Below are 16,059 nucleotides of genomic sequence, written 5' to 3' on the forward strand. Positions count from 1 at the left end.
AGAGAGTGTGGGAGAGTAGGACGCCGCCGGACAAACCTTCGCAGTAGCCCCCACCGAATGGTGGGGGCTACTCGCGTATCCGGACAAGGAAATGACCGGGCCCGAAGGCCCGGTACCTCAGCGCTTCTCGACCGCCGGGCGCAGCTGCAGCAGCGCCTTCTCCGCGTCGGTCATCTGCCGGCCCGGGAACAGGGCCACGCCGAGCGAACCATTGTCGGCCCAGCCGCACACGGCCATCGAGCCGTCCTTGTCGACGATCTCACCGCACCGGGCCACCCCGCCGAGCTCTCCCGCGTCGACGTCGTGGACGTCGCGGATGCCGGCGTCGCCCGGGTCAGGGCCGGCGACCGCCTTGAACGCCGCCTCCAGGGAACGCTCCGGCTTCCAGATCCGGCCGGTGCCGGCGACCAGGATGACCGTGCGCACCTCGGACGGGCCGTTCTGGTCCCGGTAGATGGCACCGACGCTCTTGTCCAGGCTCACCTGGGTGACGACGGCGTCGCGGACGTACTCCGCGGTCTGCGTCGCGTCGTCGGTGGAGAACAGGGTGAAGGGGCCGACCTGCGGCGGCGTCGACACCGTCGTGTCGCTCTGCTGGCTGACCCGCAGGATCGTCGGGCCGTAGACGACCGCGGAGCCGAGCAGGGCGACCCCGGCGAGCGCGCCGCAGACGATCGCGACCTTCTTCACGTTGATCGACGAGCCGGACCCGTCACCACGGGAATCGTCGTCGTCGGAAGCCTCGAAGGCGTCGTCGGAGATGCCCGGAAGATCGACCATCGGCGCAGCGTAGCAAGGCCCGGCATACGCGGCGGGGCCGGACCGTGGCGGCCCGGCCCCTGCCCGTACCCGAGCGGAAGACGACGATCAGCGACTCTCGACGGCCGGCCGGATCCTCAGGAACAGGTCGGCGGCCTCCTGGAGCTCGCGGCCGACGAAGACGGCGATGCCGACGCTGCCGTGGTCCGCCCAGGCGCACAACGTCATCGGCATGTTGTCCTCCGTGCCGGTCGCACATTTCACCGTGCCACCCAGGTCACCGGCCGGGTAGCTGGTCTGCCCGCCGAGCGAGCCGCCGGCGGAGGCGTTGAAGCCCTTGAACGCGTCCTTGATCTCGTCGTCGGGGAAGACCACCGTCGAGGTCGCCGCGACCAGCACGACGAGCTTCTGCGGGTCGCCGTCGCTGTAGATGCCCGCCGCGACCTGGTCCACGTCGCCGACGTCCTTGCGCAGGTCGGCCTCCATCTGGTCGACGATCGTCTGCATCTGGTCGGAGGTCTCCTTCGTGAGACCGCCGGGCAGCGTCGCCGGCGCCGTCACGGTGGTGCCGCTCGCCGAGATGACCGGGTACAGGAACACGCACGAGATCACCGCGCAGACCAGGAACAGGGCACCGAGCACGCCCAGTGTGATCTTCAGCCCCTTGCCCCGGCGGGCGGGCGGCGGAGGCGGCGGCGGGAACGCGGGACCCGGCACCGGCGGCTGGAAAGGCTGCTGCTGGTACGGCTGCGGCTGGTACGGCGGTGCCGACGGCTGGTACGGATCCTGGTACGCGGGCTGCTGATACGGCTGGTGCTGCGCCGGGTACGACTGCGGTGGACCGTACGGCCCGGGCTGCTGCTGGTAGGACCCGTCGCTCGGCGTCTGCTGCGTGCCGAACTCCGGCGCCAGGTCGTACGACTGCGGCTGGAACGGCTGCGAACGAGGCTCGTCGTCGGACGGGCGAGGCGGGTAAGTCACCGTCGATCAGTCTCCTGAGTGAGGGGGCACTGGCGAGCGTAGACCCCGCATGCGAAGTTCTAGACTCGCTATGTGACGGAGACTCAACGGACGCCCGGCGCAGCCGAGCCGACCGCCCCCACTGCCTCGGTGCTCTCGGCCCAGTATGCGCCAGCAGAGGTAGAACAGCGGCGGTATGAGCAGTGGGTCGCCGACGGTCTGTTCACCGCGGACGCGGCCAGCGACAAGCCCCCGTTCGCCATCGTGCTGCCCCCGCCGAACGTGACGGGTTCCCTGCACATCGGCCATGCCCTCGACCACACCGTCCAGGACGCCCTCACCCGCCGCAAGCGGATGCAGGGCTACGAGACGCTGTGGCTGCCCGGCATGGACCACGCCGGCATCGCCACCCAGAACGTCGTGGAGCGGCAGCTCGCCGTGTCCGGGCAGTCCCGGCACGACCTGGGCCGCGAGACGTTCGTGGAGAAGGTCTGGCAGTGGAAGGCCGAGTCCGGCGGCAAGATCCTGGGCCAGATGACCCGGCTCGGCGACTCGGTCGACTGGAGCCGTGAGCGGTTCACCATGGACGAGGGCCTGTCCCGGGCCGTCCTCACCATCTTCAAGCGGCTCTTCGACGACGGTCTCATCTACCGGGCCGAGCGCATCATCAACTGGTGCCCCCGGTGCCTGACCGCACTGTCGGACATCGAGGTCGAGCACTCCGACGACGACGGTGAGCTGGTCTCGATCCGCTACGGCGACGGCGACACCGCGATCGTGGTCGCCACCACCCGGGCCGAGACGATGCTCGGCGACACCGCGGTGGCCGTGCACCCCGACGACGAGCGGTACAAGCACCTCGTCGGCACCGAGGTCGAGCTGCCGCTCACCGGCCGGCGCATCCCGATCGTCGCGGACCCGCACGTCGACCCGGCGTTCGGCACCGGCGCGGTCAAGGTGACCCCGGCGCACGACCCCAACGACTTCGAGATCGGCCAGCGGCACGACCTGCCGAGCCTCACGATCATGGACGAGCACGGCGTCGTCACCGTGCACGGGCCGTTCCTCGGCCTCGACCGGTTCGAGGCCCGGCCGGCCGTCGTCGCCGCCCTGCGCGCCGAAGGGCGCATCGTGGCGGAGAAGCGGCCGTATGTGCACGCCGTCGGCCACTGCCAGCGCTGCGGCACCACCGTCGAGCCGCGGCTGTCGCTGCAGTGGTTCGTGCGCACCGAACCCCTCGCCAAGGCCGCCGGCGACGCCGTGCGCGACGGCCGGGTCCGGGTCGAGCCGCCGGAGCTCACCAAGCGCTACTTCGGCTGGGTCGACAACATGCACGACTGGTGCATCTCCCGGCAGCTGTGGTGGGGGCACCGGATCCCGGTCTGGTACGGCCCGCAGGGCGAGGTCGTCTGCGTCGGCCCCGACGAGCAGCCGCCGGCCGGCGAGGGCTGGACCCAGGACCAGGACGTCCTGGACACGTGGTTCTCCTCGGCGCTGTGGCCGTTCTCCACGCTCGGCTGGCCCGACGAGACCCCGGACCTGGCGAAGTTCTACCCGACCAGCGTCCTGGTGACCGGCTACGACATCCTGTTCTTCTGGGTCGCCCGGATGATGATGTTCGGCCTGTACGCGATGGACGGCCGGCAGCCGTTCAACGTCGTGATGCTCCACGGCATGGTCCGCGACCAGCACGGCAAGAAGATGTCGAAGTCGTTCGGCAACGTGGTGGACCCGCTGGACTGGATCGATCGGTTCGGCGCCGACGCGACCCGCTTCACCCTCGCCCGCGGCGCCAACCCCGGCGCGGACGTGCCCGTCAGCGAGGAGTGGGTGCAGGGCGCCCGCAACTTCTGCAACAAGCTGTGGAACGCGACCCGGTTCGGCCTGTCCAACGGCGCGACGGTCGAGGGCGACCTGCCCACCGAAGGGCTGTCGACGGTCGACCGGTGGATCCTGTCCCGGCTGCAGCACGTCATCGCCGAGGTCGACGAGCAGTTCGAGGCGTTCGAGCTGGCGAAGGTCTGCGACACCCTGTACCACTTCGCGTGGGACGACGTCTGCGACTGGTACCTGGAGCTGTCGAAGCCGGCCATGACCCCGCAGCGGCAGCGGGTGCTGGGCCACGTGCTGGACCAGCTGCTGCGGCTGCTGCACCCGATCACGCCGTTCGTGACCGAGGAGCTGTGGACCACGCTCACCGGCGCGCCGACCCTGGTGCGGGCCGCGTGGCCGGCCGCCGACCGGACGCTGATCGACGACGCCGCCGAGCGGGAGGTCGCCGACCTGCAGCGGGTCGTCACCGAGGTCCGCCGGTTCCGGGCCGACCAGGGCGTCAAGCCCGCCCAGCGGGTCGTCGCCCGCCTGGAGGGCCTCGACGCCGCCGGGCTCGCCGCGCACGAGGGGCTCATCCGGTCCCTGGCGCGCCTGGAGACGCCGGGCGACGAGTTCGCGGCCACCGCGAAGCTCAGCGTGAGCGTCGGCGTCACCGTCGAGCTCGACACCCGCGGCACGATCGACGTCGCCGCCGAGCGGGCCCGCCTCGGCAAGGACAAGGCCGCCGCGGAGAAGGAAGCCGCGCAGTGCCGGGCGAAGCTCGACAACCCGGCGTTCACCGACAAGGCACCCGAGGCGGTCGTGGAGAAGATCCGCCAGCGGCTCGCCGCCGCCGAGGCCGACCTGGCCCGCATCACGGGGCAGCTGGACGCGCTGTGAGCGGTCCGGAGCGTAGCGGAGGGCTGCGAACCATGGGTGCAGGGCGGGGCTCAGGCCGGCGCCGGAGCGCAGCGGAGGTGACGGCATGAGCAGGTTTAGCGAGGTCGACCAGGAGCTCAACGGGCGGGGCTTCACCCGGATGGTGTTCGACCTCGGCCGCATCGAAGGGCTGCTCGACCTCATGGGCAGCCCGCAGCGGGCCTACCCGGCGATCCACATCACCGGCACCAACGGCAAGACGTCGACGGCCCGGATGATCGACTCGCTGCTGCGCGCGCACGGGCTGCGGACCGGGCGGTACACCAGCCCGCACCTGCAGTCGATCCGGGAGCGGATCAGCATCGAGGACGAGCCGATCAGCGAGGAGCGGTTCGTCGAGATCTACGACGAGGTCCAGCCCCTCGCCGAGTACCTCGACGCCCGCAGTGACGCGCCGCTCACGTACTTCGACATGACGACGGCGATGGCGTTCGCCGCGTTCGCCGACGCGCCCGTCGACGTCGCCGTCGTCGAGGTCGGGCTGGGCGGCGCCGACGACTCCACCAACGTCCTGCACGCGCAGACGACCGTCATCACGCCGATCGGCCTGGACCACACCGAGTGGCTCGGCGACACCATCGAGGACATCGCCCTGGCCAAGGCCGGGATCGTCCACAAGGGATCGACGCTGATCTGCGCGGCGCAGCCGGACGAGGCGATGGGCCCGATCCTGGAGCGCTGCGCCGAGGTCGGCGCGACCATCGCCCGGGAGGGCCGCGAGTTCGGCGTCGTGCAGCGCGACCTCGCCGTCGGCGGGCAGGTCCTCACGCTGCAGGGGCTGTCCGGCACGTACGAGGGGATCTTCCTGCCGCTGCACGGCGAGCACCAGGCGCAGAACGCGGCGATCGCGCTCGCGGCCGTCGAGTCGTTCCTCGGCGCCGGCGCCGAGCGGGCCCTCAACGCCGAGTCGGTCCGTGACGGGTTCGGCGGGGCGACCTCACCCGGCCGGCTCGAACGGGTCCGCAACTCGCCGCCGATCCTCGTCGACGCCGCCCACAACGCCGCCGGCATGCGCGCCACCGTCCGCGCGCTCAACGAGGAGTTCGCGTTCAACGGCCTCGTCGCGGTCGTCGCCGCCCTCGCCGACAAGGACGTCGAGGGCATGTTGGAGCTGCTCGAGCCGATCACGGAGAGCATCGTCTGCACCCGCAACAGCTCGCCCCGGGCGATGTCCGCCGCGCAGCTCGGCGCGATCGCCGAGGAGCTGTACGGGCCCGAACGGGTCCACGTGGTGCCCGACCTGCCCGACGCGATCGACACCGCGGTCGCGCTCGCCGAGTCCGACAACGCGGTCCCCGGCACCATCGGCATCCTCGTCACCGGTTCGGTCGTGACCGTCGCCGACGCCCGCGGGCTGCTGAAGCGATGAGCACCCCGGGGCTGAAGAACCCGGGCGGCGCCGTCCGCGGGGTCGGCGCGGCCACCCTCGTCGTCGAGGGGCTCGTCCTGCTGCTGGCGCTGCTGCCGCTGGCGAAGCTGGGCCAGTCGGCGGCGGCGATCTGGCTCTGCGCCGGGCTCGCCGTGCTCAGCTTCGCCCTGTGCGGGCTGCTGCGCCACGACTGGGCGTGGCCGGCGGCGCTGGTCGTGCCGGTGGCGCTGCTCGCCGGCGGTGTCCTGCACTGGTCGCTGCTCGTGCTCGGCATCGTGTTCGGGCTCAGCTGGGCGTACGTGTTGTACGTGCGCCGGGCCGTCTACGCGAACAAACCCTGACGCATGCGGGCGAGCCGGCTGCTGTCCACGCTCCTGCTGCTGCAGACCCGGGGCCGGCTCACCGCGCAGCAGATCGCCGACGAGCTCGAGGTGTCCGTCCGCACCGTCTACCGCGACATCGAGGCGCTCTCCGCGTCGGGTGTCCCCGTGTACGCCGACCGCGGGCCCGCCGGCGGGTACCAGCTCGTCGACGGCTACCGCACCACCCTGACGGGGCTCACCACCGACGAGGCGGCCGCGCTGTTCCTCGCCGGCAGCGGCGCCACCGCCGGGCACCTCGGCCTCGGGCCCACCCTGGAGGCGGCGCAGCTCAAGCTCCTCGCCGCGATGCCGCTGGAGCAACGCACCACGGCGGCCCGCATCCAGGAACGCGTGCACGTCGACGCGCCCGGCTGGTTCCGCGACCCGGAGGCGCCGCCGCACCTCGACGCGGTCGCCGGGGCCGTGTGGGACCAGCGGCCGCTGCGGGTCACGTACCGCAAGTGGGACCGCACCCGGGTCGAGCGGACCATCGAACCGTTCGGCCTGGTCCTCAAGGGCACCGCCTGGTACGTCGTCGCCCGCGGCCGGGAACGGGTCAACGCGTACCGGATCTCCCGCATCGACGCCGTCGACGTCCTCGACGGCTGTTTCGAGCGCCCCGCCGGCTTCGACCTGCGCGGCTACTGGACCGAGTGGTCCGACCGGCTGCAGCGCACCCTGTACCGCGGCGGCGACGCGACCGTCCTGGTCGGGCCGCGCGCCGCGAGCATGTGGTGGATGCTTGGCCCGGTCGCCGAGCGGGCGCTGCGCGACACCGCAGGCCCGCCCGACGCCGACGGCTGGGTCCGCGTCGTCCTGCCGATCGAGTCCTTCGAGCACGCCCGGGTCGACCTGGGCCGCTTCGGCCCCGACGTCGAGGTCCTCGAGCCGGCGGAGCTGCGCGACCTCATGCGCCGCTCCGCCGAGGAGACCCTGCGCCGGTACGCCTAACGCCGCAGCTCCCACTTCGTCAGCGCGATCGCGTGGCCGTCGGGGTCGCGGAACGTCGCCGAGCACAGCTCCAGCTGCTCGCCCTGCGGGACGACCCGCGGCCGGTGGACGAAGTCGACGCCCTGCTCGCGCAGCCGCTCGTACGCCTCGTAGACGTCGGGCACCTCGAGGTTCAGGTGGACGACCCGGCGGTCCACCGGCGGCATGTCCGCGACCCGGCGCAGCACGACCCTGGCGTCGCCGGTGGCGAGGACCGCCGCGGTCGGGCCGCTGTCGAGCTCGGTGAGGCCCAGCGTGTCGCGGTAGAACCGCCGGGAGCGCTCCAGGTCGGACACGATCAGCGTGATGCTGACCCCGTTGACGCCGTCGAGCGGCATCGACTGCGGCTGCTGCCGGGCGGCCAGGAACTGCCCGACCGCGCCCTCCGACGGCGGCTGCTCCTCGAGCTGGTCCTCGGGCGCGTCGTCGACGTAGTGCTCGGTGGCGTACGGGTCCGGCCGGACCGGCTCGTCATCGCCGTCGGTCGACACCGGCCAGGTGAGGGAGCGGACGTGTCCGTTGCCTGACCACGCCGACGTGGTGCGGCCCGCGTCCACGGCACCCCAGGGGCGGACCGAGGTCGGGCCCGTGTTCGCCGGTACGTCGCCGGCCGGCTCGTCGTCGTCGGGCTCGTCGTCGGGCTCGCCGGCGAGGGCGGCGGACGCCTCGTTCGCCGACCGCAGCGGGATCGGCGGGATGACGGCCCGCGCCGGGTCGCCGGTCATGGCGGTCGTGCCGGTCGTGGCGCCGGTCGTGGTGGCGGTCTCGTCGGTGGTGGTCTCGTCGGTGGTGGTCGGCGGCTGGTCCGCGTCGAGGCCGGCGGCGGGGGTGTGCTCGGCGCGGGGCATCCTGGTCGGCAGCTGCTCGGTCTCGCGGTCCGGCCACCAGGTGAGCCCCGACGCGAGCGTCGCGGTGCCCGCCGGCCGGTCGCCGGGCAGCTCCACGCCGCCCTCCACCGCCGACTCGACCGCCGGATCGACCGCCGGATCGCCGGGTGCCGGCGAGGCGGCGGCCGGGGCGCCGGTGGAGGCGGGCTTGGTCATGGTGACGGCTGCCGGTCCGGTGGCCGTCTCACCGGCCGGTTCGCTGACCGGCCCGCTCGACGGCTCGGAGGAAGGCAGGTCCGACTCGGGCAGGTCCGGCGGTGGGGAGAGCGTCGAGCCGGCCTCCGGGATCGTGTACGTCGCGGTGGCCTCCTCGGTCACCGCCGGCGGCGCCTCATCGGCCGCGGGGGTGCTCCCGGCCGCCGCCTTCTCCTCGGTCACCGCGGCGGGGGTCTCCTCCGCGGCGGTGGCGGGCGGTGCCTGTGCCGGGCGGCCGGGGCCGCGGTCGTGGGTGCCGGGGCGGGGCCGGGGGCTCGGCCGCCGGCGGGCGCCGCCGTGCACCGGGTTGGACGGCAGCCGGACCACCATCGGCGGGGTGTCCTCGGTGGTGGGCTCCCCGGCGGACCCGTCGGCCACCGCGGGAGGCCCGGGATCGGCGTACGTGACGGCGGCCGCCGGGCCCGCGCCGAGGCCGGCCGCGCTCGTCATCGCCGTGCCGGTCGCGCCGGCGCCACCGGCGCTCTCCGGGCCGGTCGCGGCGGCCGTGCCGGGCCCGGTCGTGGTGACCGCGCCGCTCGTCGTGGCCGTGCCTGGGGTGGCCGTGCCTGGGGCGGCCGTGGCGGCGAGGCCGGTGCCGGTGCCCGCGGGAGAGGTCGGTCGCGGGGCGGGCCTGGTCTGGCCGATCCGGTCGGAGCGGCCGGAGAGCCGGACCGGCTCGATGACCGGCGCCGCGATCGGGGGCAGGTCGGTGAGCGTGGGCCGGTTGTCCGGCGGCAGCTCCTCGGCGGGCCGCTCGTACACCGTGCCGCCGCCGAGACCCCCGCCGCCGCCCGGGATGCCGGCGCTGGGCGTACCGAAGCCGCTTCCGTCAGCAGCGTCGTCCGGGGTGCCGCCGTCGGCGGCCTGGGCGCGCCGGCGCTCGTACTCGTCGGTCGGGGAGTCGACGACGGCGAGCTCGTCGCCGTCGACGGAGTAGCGCGGGGTGCTGCCGGTGGTGCGGCGCTCCGAGGCCTGCGCGTCCTGGTGCGACTGGACCTTGTCCCAGACGATGGCGAGCTTGCGCGGGTTGCCCTTGAGGACCTGGACGGGCAGGGTCGCGCCGGCGTCGGGCCACTTGTCGAGGGGGATCGCCGGGTCGACCGTGGACACGGTGACGCCGTTGACGCCGGTGGCGCGCACGACGAGCTTGAGCCGGCCGCGGGCGGTCCGGCCGTCGGTCGTCGGGCGCGGCGAGATATCGGCGACCCTCGCTGTGCCGTAAACGTATTGCCGCACCTTGTTGCGCGAGTTCAGGACAAGGATGAGCACCGGGCCGGCGGCGGCCACGATGACGCCCAACGCCACCACCAAGGCGTTGGTCATACCCAATCCGCAGAATGCCAGGAAACCGCCGACCACGATGAGCAGTGCGATCACGAGTTTCCTGCTGCCGGTGTCCTGTGCACGATTGCTGGACGGCAAGTCGACCTCCCCAGACGACTGACATCAGGCTATGCCTGATCATCGCCGGAACGGAAGTGTTCGGCACCCTGGCGGGTCGGAGGCGGTGACGCTCGGTAGGCTCAGGGGCGAACCGGACCGATCTTGGAGGCACGTCGTGGCGGAGCGTTCGCTCGTTTTGATCAAGCCTGATGCCGTGCGTCGTGGATTGGTCGGCGAGATCATCGGCCGTCTGGAGCGCAAGGGCCTCGCGATCGACGCGATGCGGCTGCGCACGATGGACGTGGCCCTCGCCGACCAGCACTACGCCGAGCACGTCGAGCGGGACTTCTACCCGCCGCTGCGGGACTTCATGACCAGCGGCGACCTGGTGGCGCTGGTCGTCTCCGGCGACGAGGCGATCGCCGTCATCCGCAACCTGATCGGCTCGACCGACGGCCGCAAGGCCGCGCCGGGCAGCATCCGCGGCGATTTCTCGCTGTCCAACCGCGAGAATCTCGTGCACGCGTCGGACTCCGTCGACAGCGCGAAGCGTGAGATTTCGCTGTGGTTCCCGGAGCTCGCGGAGTAATTCACCCTCGGAAAATCACCCCGCGGACAAAAAGCGAAGGGGACGGGTGCTGGGACACCCGTCCCCTTCACTGTGTTGGGGAAGAAAGCTCTGCCGGTGGCCCCGCGGCCGGTCTCGACCCCGGCCGCGGGGCCCGCCCGTCCCACCCCTGGGCCGGGAGCGTGCGGACTAGGGCAGCGTCGCCAGGTGCGGCTTGACCGTCTTGGCGAAGGCGTTGCCGTTGGTGACGTCCCAGTTGATCGACCAGGTCATGGCGCCGCGGATGCCGGGGTACGTGTGCGGCGGCTTGAACGTGCCGCAGCTGGTGCCGGTCGCCAGGCACGACAGCGCCTGGTTGACCAGGGTCGGGGCGACCACGCCGCCGCCGGCCGCGCCGGGCCCGGCGGGCAGGCCGAGGGCCACCTGGTCGGGGCGCAGCCCGTTCTCCAGCTGGATGCAGGCCAGGGCGGTCATGAAGTTCACGGTGCCCTGCGAGTACGCGGCCATCTGGTCGCAGCCGAGCATGCTGCCGGAGTTGTAGTACTGGGTGTAGACGACCGTCAGGATGTCCTTGATGGACAGCGCCAGCGCGAAGTAGCTGCTGCCGGTGGACTGCATGTCGATCGTCTGCGGCGCCATCGTGATGATGAGGTTCGCGCCGGCCTTGGCCCGCAGTGAGCGCAGTGCCTGCGCCATGTAGGTGGGGTTGAGGCCGTTCTCCAGGTCGATGTCGATGCCGTCGAAGCCGTACTGCTGCATCAGCGTCCACGCGCTGTTGGCGAAGTTCGTGGCGGCGGTCGCGTCACCGACGGTGACCCGGCCGGCCTCGCCGCCGACGGACAGGATGACCTTCTTGCCGCGGGCGTGCAGGGTGGCGATGTCGGACTTGAACTCCGCGTCGGTGTAGCCGCCGACGGCCGCGGCGAGCTGCGGGTCGACCGCGAACGTCAGCTGCCCGGGCTGGGTGCCGGTCTCGGCGAACGCGACGTCGATCAGGTCGTACTCGCTGGGCACGTCGCGCAGCTTCAGCTGCGCGGCGCTGTTGACGAAGTCCTGCCAGTAGCCGGTGAGGAAGTGCTTCGGCAGCGGGCTCGGCGGGACCGACGTGGACGGCGACGGCGAGGTCGACGGCGACTTGGACGGCGACGGGGACACCGACGGTGACGGTGACGTGGACCGCGACGGCGACGCCGACGGCGTGGTCGGCTCGAGCGTGGTCGGCGGGGTGCCGCCGGGGCCGTTGAGCGAGAAGTCGTCCGCGGTGTACGCCGGCTGGCCGTACCAGCCGTGGACGTAGACGACGGCGGAGGTCTGCGTCGCGCCGGTGGTGAACGCGACCGACAGCTGCTGGTAGCCGCTGGTGCCGGGCGTCCAGGTGCTCGCGTCGACGCCGCCGGTGACGCCGATGAAGACGTACGAGCCGTTGACGTACCCGGAGAAGGTGTACTTCGTGTTCGGCTGGACCGACACCGTCTGCTGGCACCGGGCGGTGGTGCCGCCGGGGGTGCCGGTGAGCTTGTAGGTGCCGGAGCGGGCGGCGCCGGACGTGACGGCGGCGGCCGGCTCGCAGCTCCAGTTGTTGGCGTTGCCGGTCTCGAAACCAGGGTTGGTGAGCAGCTCGGCGGCGGAGGCGGGCAGCGCGACGGCGACCCCGGCGAGGGTCAGCGCGGCCGCTGCGGTCCCCGCGAGCAGGGCGATGGTGCGTGGGCGCATCGTGGCTCCAGGTGGGGGTGGCGTCGATGGGCGTCGACGTGTGATGTCACCAAACGCCAGCCGGGATTTAATGTCAAGGTTTCTTTACTATTCTTTATGCCTGCCGCCGAAACGCGCCGGCGCCGCCCGCCACACCGCCGGTGGGCAGGGTGACGGGCGGCGGGAGAAACCCGGGTGACCGGCGCGCTATCCTCAACGCACAGGCGTCGACCCGGCCATCACCGGCGAGCCTCCGGAAGAACGGGCCGGCGTGCCGGCCTCAGTAGAACCGGACGGGCACCGGCCCGTGACAGCCGGCCAACGAGCGGCCACCGCGAGGTGGCAAGCGGGGTGGTACCGCGGACCTGCGAGGGTTCGTCCCCGCGTGGAGTTCAGGAAGCTGACATCACGCGAGGAGCGCGACCACCGATGGCCTATCCGATGCACAACGCGGCGCACGGCGTGCCGGCCAGCCCCAACCTGCCCGAGGTCGAGCGGGGCGTGCTCGACTACTGGGCCGCCGACAAGACGTTCGAGGCCTCCGTCGAGCAGCGCGAGGCCGGGGTCGACGGCGCCAACGAGTTCGTGTTCTACGACGGGCCGCCGTTCGCCAACGGCCTGCCGCACTACGGCCATCTGCTGACCGGCTACGCGAAGGACGTCGTGCCGCGGTACAAGTCGATGCGCGGCTTCCGGGTCGAGCGGCGCTTCGGGTGGGACTGTCACGGCCTGCCCGCCGAGGTCGAGGCGGAGAAGCAGCTCGGCATCACCACCAAGGCCGAGATCCTGCAGCTGGGCGTCGACAAGTTCAACGCCGCGACCAAGGAGTCGGTGCTGCGCTACACCAACGAGTGGGAGCGCTACGTCACCCGCCAGGCACGCTGGGTCGACTTCACCAACGACTACAAGACGCTCGACCTGGACTACATGGAAAGCGTCATGTGGGCGTTCAAGACCCTGCACGACAAGGGTCTGGTCTACGAGGGCTTCCGGGTGCTCGCGTACTGCTGGCGCTGCGAGACGCCGCTGTCCAACACCGAGCTGCGGATGGACGACGACGTCTACCGTGACCGGCAGGACCCGGCGCTGACCGTGGCCTTCCAGCTGGAGACCGGCGAGCGGATCCTCGCCTGGACGACGACCCCGTGGACGCTGCCGTCGAACCTCGCCCTGGCCGTCGGCCCGGACATCGACTACGCCGTCTACGAGGAGGCCGGCGTCCGGTACGTGCTGGCCGAGTCGCGGGTCGCGGCGTACGAGAAGGAGCTGGCCAACGCCGTCAAGGTGGACAGCGTCAAGGGCGCCGCGCTCGTCGGGCGCCGGTACACGCCGCTGTTCGACTTCCTCGCCGACACCCCCAACGCCTTCCAGGTCATCGGCGCGGACTTCGTCACCACCGAGGACGGCACCGGCGTGGTGCACATGGCGCCCGCCTTCGGCGAGGACGACCAGACCGCCTGCGCGTCGGTCGGCATCCCCACCGTCGTCACCGTCGACGAGCACACCCGGTTCACCTCGCTCGTCCCCACGTACCAGGGCATGCAGGTCTTCGAGGCCAACAAGCCGGTCATCCGCGACCTCAAGGCCGCCGGCGTCGTCGTGCGCCACGACACCTACAGCCACTCCTACCCGCACTGCTGGCGCTGCGACTCGCCGCTGGTCTACAAGGCGGTGTCGTCGTGGTTCGTGGCGGTGTCCACGTTCCGCGACCGGATGGTGGAGCTCAACCAGCAGATCACCTGGACGCCGGAGCACATCAAGGACGGCTCGTTCGGCAAGTGGCTGGCCAACGCCCGCGACTGGTCGATCAGCCGGAACCGGTTCTGGGGCTCGCCGATCCCGGTCTGGAAGTCCGACGACCCGCAGTACCCGCGCGTCGACGTGTACGGCTCGCTCGACGAGCTGGAGCGCGACTTCGGCGTGCGCCCCGGCGACCTGCACCGGCCCGAGATCGACAGCCTGACCCGGCCCAACCCGGACGACCCGACCGGGCAGTCGGTCATGCGCCGGGTCCCGGAGGTGCTGGACTGCTGGTTCGAGTCCGGGTCGATGCCGTTCGCCCAGGTGCACTACCCGTTCGAGAACCGCGACTGGTTCGAGCACCACTACCCGGGCGACTTCATCGTCGAGTACATCGGCCAGACCCGCGGCTGGTTCTACACCATGCACGTGCTGGCCACGGCGCTGTTCGACCGGCCCGCGTTCAACAACTGCGTCAGCCACGGCATCCTGCTCGGCGAGGACGGCCGCAAGATGTCCAAGAGCCTGCGCAACTACCCCGACGTGTACCGGGTGTTCGACGAGTACGGCTCCGACGCGATGCGCTGGTTCCTGGTGTCCTCGCCGGTGCTGCGCGGCGGCGACATGCCGGTCACCGAGGTCGGCATCCGCGACGCGGTCCGGCAGGTGCTGCTGCCGCTGTGGAACGTCTGGTACTTCTTCTCGCTGTACGCCAACGCCGACGGGTACAGCGCCCGGCGGCGCACCGACAGCACGCACCTGCTCGACCGGTACGTGCTGGCCAAGACCGGCGAGCTCGTCGCAGGCGTGCAGCAGCAGCTGGACGCCTACGACCTGTCCGGGGCCTGCGCGACCGTGCGCTCCTACCTGGACGCGCTGACCAACTGGTACGTGCGGCGCTCCCGCGACCGGTTCTGGTCCGGCGACCACGACGCGTTCGACACGCTCTACACGGTGCTGTCGACGCTGACGCAGGTCGTGGCGCCGCTCGCGCCGCTGACCGCGGAGGAGATCTACCGCGGCCTGACCGGCGAGCGGTCGGTGCACCTCACGGACTGGCCGTCGGCGCAGGAGTTCCCGGCGGACCACGCGCTGGTCGCCGACATGGACGCGGTGCGCGACGTGTGCTCGGCGGCGCTGTCGCTGCGCAAGGCGCGGGGCCTGCGGGTGCGGCTGCCGCTGTCGACGCTGACCGTGGCCACCCCGCGGGCGGAGGCGCTGCGGCCCTTCGCCGCGCTCGTCGCCGACGAGGTCAACGTCAAGGAGGTCGTGTTCACCGGTGACGTCGCCGCGCACTGCACGCCGGTGCTGACGCTGGTGCCGCGGGTGCTCGGGCCCCGCCTGGGCAAGGACGTCCAGCAGGTGATCAAGGCGGTCAAGGCCGGCGACTGGCAGCGCTCCGCCGGCGGCGACGTCGTGGCCGGCGGGGTCGCCCTGCAGGACGGCGAGTACGACCTGAAGCTCGTCGCGGCCGACCCGACCCAGTCCGCGCCGCTGCCCGGCGGCGAGGGCGTGGTGGTGCTGGACAGCACGGTCACCCCCGAGCTGGCCGCCGAAGGGCTCGCCCGCGACCTGGTCCGGGTCGTGCAGCAGGCCCGGCGCGAGGCGGACCTCAACGTGTCGGACCGCATCACGGTCGCCGTGGACGCCGACGGGCTGGCCGACGTGCTGGCCGTGCACGGCGCGTTCGTCGCCGGCGAGGTCCTGGCCGACACGGTCGAGCTCGGCGCGGTGCCGGACGGCTTCGCCGGTGAGGTCGGCGAGGGTCAGCCCGTCCGGGTGCTGGTCACGAAGGTCTAGGCGCGCGCCGGTCGAACTCGCCCTCGGGCATCACGACCACCATCGTGAGGACCGCCTCCACGTCCGCCGCGTTGCGGTAGGCGTGGGGGCGGTCGGCCCGGAAGTCGATCGTCTCGCCGGGCCCGACGGTGTGCTCGGTGCCGTCGACCGTCACCACGAGCGAGCCCTCCCGCAGGTGGATCAGCTCCCGGGTGCCGACCGAGTGGTCGCTGGAGTCGTGCGTCTCCCCGGGCGGCAGCCGCCACTCCCAGACCTCGACGAACGCCGGGTCGTTGACGCCGCGCAGCAGCCGGCCCGTCCCGCCGGCCGCGCCGCGCCACAGCACCGGGGGCTCGTCGGCGCCGACGATCTTCACGACCGGCTCCGGCTCCGACTCCAGCAGCCGGCCGATGCTCACCCCGAACGACTCCGCGATCCGGCACAGCGTGCCGATGCTCGGGTTGGTCCGGGCGCCCTCGATCTGCACGAGCATGCCCTTGCTGACCCCCGACCGGCTGGCCAGCTCGTCGAGGGACCAGCGACGCCCCTGCCGCAGCCCCTTCACGTGCCGGGCGATCGCGGCCTGGGCGACCTGAGTCACGTCGTCGGTCAAAATATTTTCCT

The 16,059-nt window shown here is 72.1% G+C and carries 11 protein-coding genes; 6 read left to right on the forward strand and 5 right to left on the reverse strand.

Annotated features, from left to right (window positions below):
* Window positions 1-117: 117 nt before the first annotated feature.
* Together OP18_RS44420 and OP18_RS44425 are read right to left on the reverse strand one after the other, a co-directional pair.
* Complete coding sequence (locus OP18_RS44420) at window positions 118-780, reverse strand: hypothetical protein (RefSeq protein WP_052388263.1); 663 nt, start codon at window positions 778-780, stop codon at window positions 118-120.
* Between the two features lie 87 nt (window positions 781-867).
* Entirely contained in the window at window positions 868-1,740 is an 873-nt protein-coding gene (locus OP18_RS44425; RefSeq protein WP_033365448.1) for a hypothetical protein, read from the reverse strand.
* Window positions 1,741-1,812: 72 nt separating this feature from the next.
* Between OP18_RS44425 and OP18_RS44430 the strand changes: the two genes are divergently transcribed.
* The 4 genes from OP18_RS44430 (at window position 1,813) to OP18_RS44445 (ending at window position 7,152) form a co-directional block, all read left to right on the forward strand.
* Window positions 1,813-4,431, forward strand: coding sequence for a valine--tRNA ligase (locus OP18_RS44430; RefSeq protein ID WP_033365450.1), 2,619 nt, complete (start codon window positions 1,813-1,815; stop codon window positions 4,429-4,431).
* Between the two features lie 85 nt (window positions 4,432-4,516).
* Window positions 4,517-5,839, forward strand: a complete 1,323-nt coding sequence (locus OP18_RS44435) for a bifunctional folylpolyglutamate synthase/dihydrofolate synthase (protein ID WP_033365451.1) — start codon at window positions 4,517-4,519, stop codon at window positions 5,837-5,839.
* Window positions 5,836-6,180 carry a DUF4233 domain-containing protein gene (locus OP18_RS44440; protein WP_033365453.1) on the forward strand — a complete coding sequence of 115 codons (345 nt, stop codon included), beginning with the start codon at window positions 5,836-5,838 and terminating at the stop codon, window positions 6,178-6,180. The genes OP18_RS44435 and OP18_RS44440 overlap by 4 nt, the downstream gene beginning before the upstream one ends.
* A 3-nt stretch (window positions 6,181-6,183) precedes the next feature.
* A complete protein-coding gene (locus OP18_RS44445) occupies window positions 6,184-7,152 on the forward strand; it encodes a helix-turn-helix transcriptional regulator (RefSeq protein ID WP_033365454.1) in 969 nt (322 codons plus the stop codon).
* Here OP18_RS44445 and OP18_RS44450 read toward each other — a convergent pair.
* The gene (locus OP18_RS44450; protein WP_033365455.1) at window positions 7,149-9,596 is read right to left on the reverse strand and encodes a VOC family protein; all 2,448 of its coding nucleotides are present in this window, start codon (window positions 9,594-9,596) and stop codon (window positions 7,149-7,151) included. The two genes, OP18_RS44445 and OP18_RS44450, sit on opposite strands and share 4 nt — an antisense overlap.
* 235 nt (window positions 9,597-9,831) lie before the next feature.
* On the opposite strand from OP18_RS44450, the gene ndk reads away from it, so the two are divergent.
* Window positions 9,832-10,245 (forward strand): nucleoside-diphosphate kinase, encoded by a 414-nt coding sequence (ndk, locus tag OP18_RS44455; RefSeq protein ID WP_033365457.1) that lies wholly within the window; start codon window positions 9,832-9,834, stop codon window positions 10,243-10,245.
* Between the two features lie 168 nt (window positions 10,246-10,413).
* Here the strand turns inward: ndk and OP18_RS44460 are convergent, their stop codons facing one another.
* Window positions 10,414-11,937, reverse strand: a complete 1,524-nt coding sequence (locus OP18_RS44460) for a chitinase (RefSeq protein ID WP_033365458.1) — start codon at window positions 11,935-11,937, stop codon at window positions 10,414-10,416.
* 408 nt (window positions 11,938-12,345) lie between these two features.
* Between OP18_RS44460 and ileS the strand changes: the two genes are divergently transcribed.
* The gene (gene ileS, locus OP18_RS44465) at window positions 12,346-15,456 is read left to right on the forward strand and encodes an isoleucine--tRNA ligase (RefSeq protein WP_033365460.1); all 3,111 of its coding nucleotides are present in this window, start codon (window positions 12,346-12,348) and stop codon (window positions 15,454-15,456) included.
* Here ileS and OP18_RS44470 read toward each other — a convergent pair.
* Window positions 15,443-16,048 carry a helix-turn-helix domain-containing protein gene (locus OP18_RS44470; protein ID WP_033365462.1) on the reverse strand — a complete coding sequence of 202 codons (606 nt, stop codon included), beginning with the start codon at window positions 16,046-16,048 and terminating at the stop codon, window positions 15,443-15,445. The genes ileS and OP18_RS44470 overlap by 14 nt on opposite strands.
* Window positions 16,049-16,059: the final 11 nt, after the last annotated feature.

The sequence above is a fragment of the Dactylosporangium aurantiacum genome (genome assembly GCF_000716715.1).
Lineage (GTDB): Bacteria > Actinomycetota > Actinomycetes > Mycobacteriales > Micromonosporaceae > Dactylosporangium > Dactylosporangium aurantiacum.

What these genes read in the sequence shown, in the direction of transcription:
- OP18_RS44420 (WP_052388263.1), bottom strand. Translation starts at nt 780, where the DNA reads ATGGTCGATCTTCCGGGCATCTCCGACGACGCCTTCGAGGCTTCCGAC.
- OP18_RS44435 (WP_033365451.1), top strand. Translation starts at nt 4,517, where the DNA reads ATGAGCAGGTTTAGCGAGGTCGACCAGGAGCTCAACGGGCGGGGCTTC.
- OP18_RS44440 (WP_033365453.1), top strand. Translation starts at nt 5,836, where the DNA reads ATGAGCACCCCGGGGCTGAAGAACCCGGGCGGCGCCGTCCGCGGGGTC.
- OP18_RS44445 (WP_033365454.1), top strand. Translation starts at nt 6,184, where the DNA reads ATGCGGGCGAGCCGGCTGCTGTCCACGCTCCTGCTGCTGCAGACCCGG.
- OP18_RS44450 (WP_033365455.1), bottom strand. Translation starts at nt 9,596, where the DNA reads ATGACCAACGCCTTGGTGGTGGCGTTGGGCGTCATCGTGGCCGCCGCC.
- OP18_RS44460 (WP_033365458.1), bottom strand. Translation starts at nt 11,937, where the DNA reads ATGCGCCCACGCACCATCGCCCTGCTCGCGGGGACCGCAGCGGCCGCG.
- ileS (WP_033365460.1), top strand. Translation starts at nt 12,346, where the DNA reads ATGGCCTATCCGATGCACAACGCGGCGCACGGCGTGCCGGCCAGCCCC.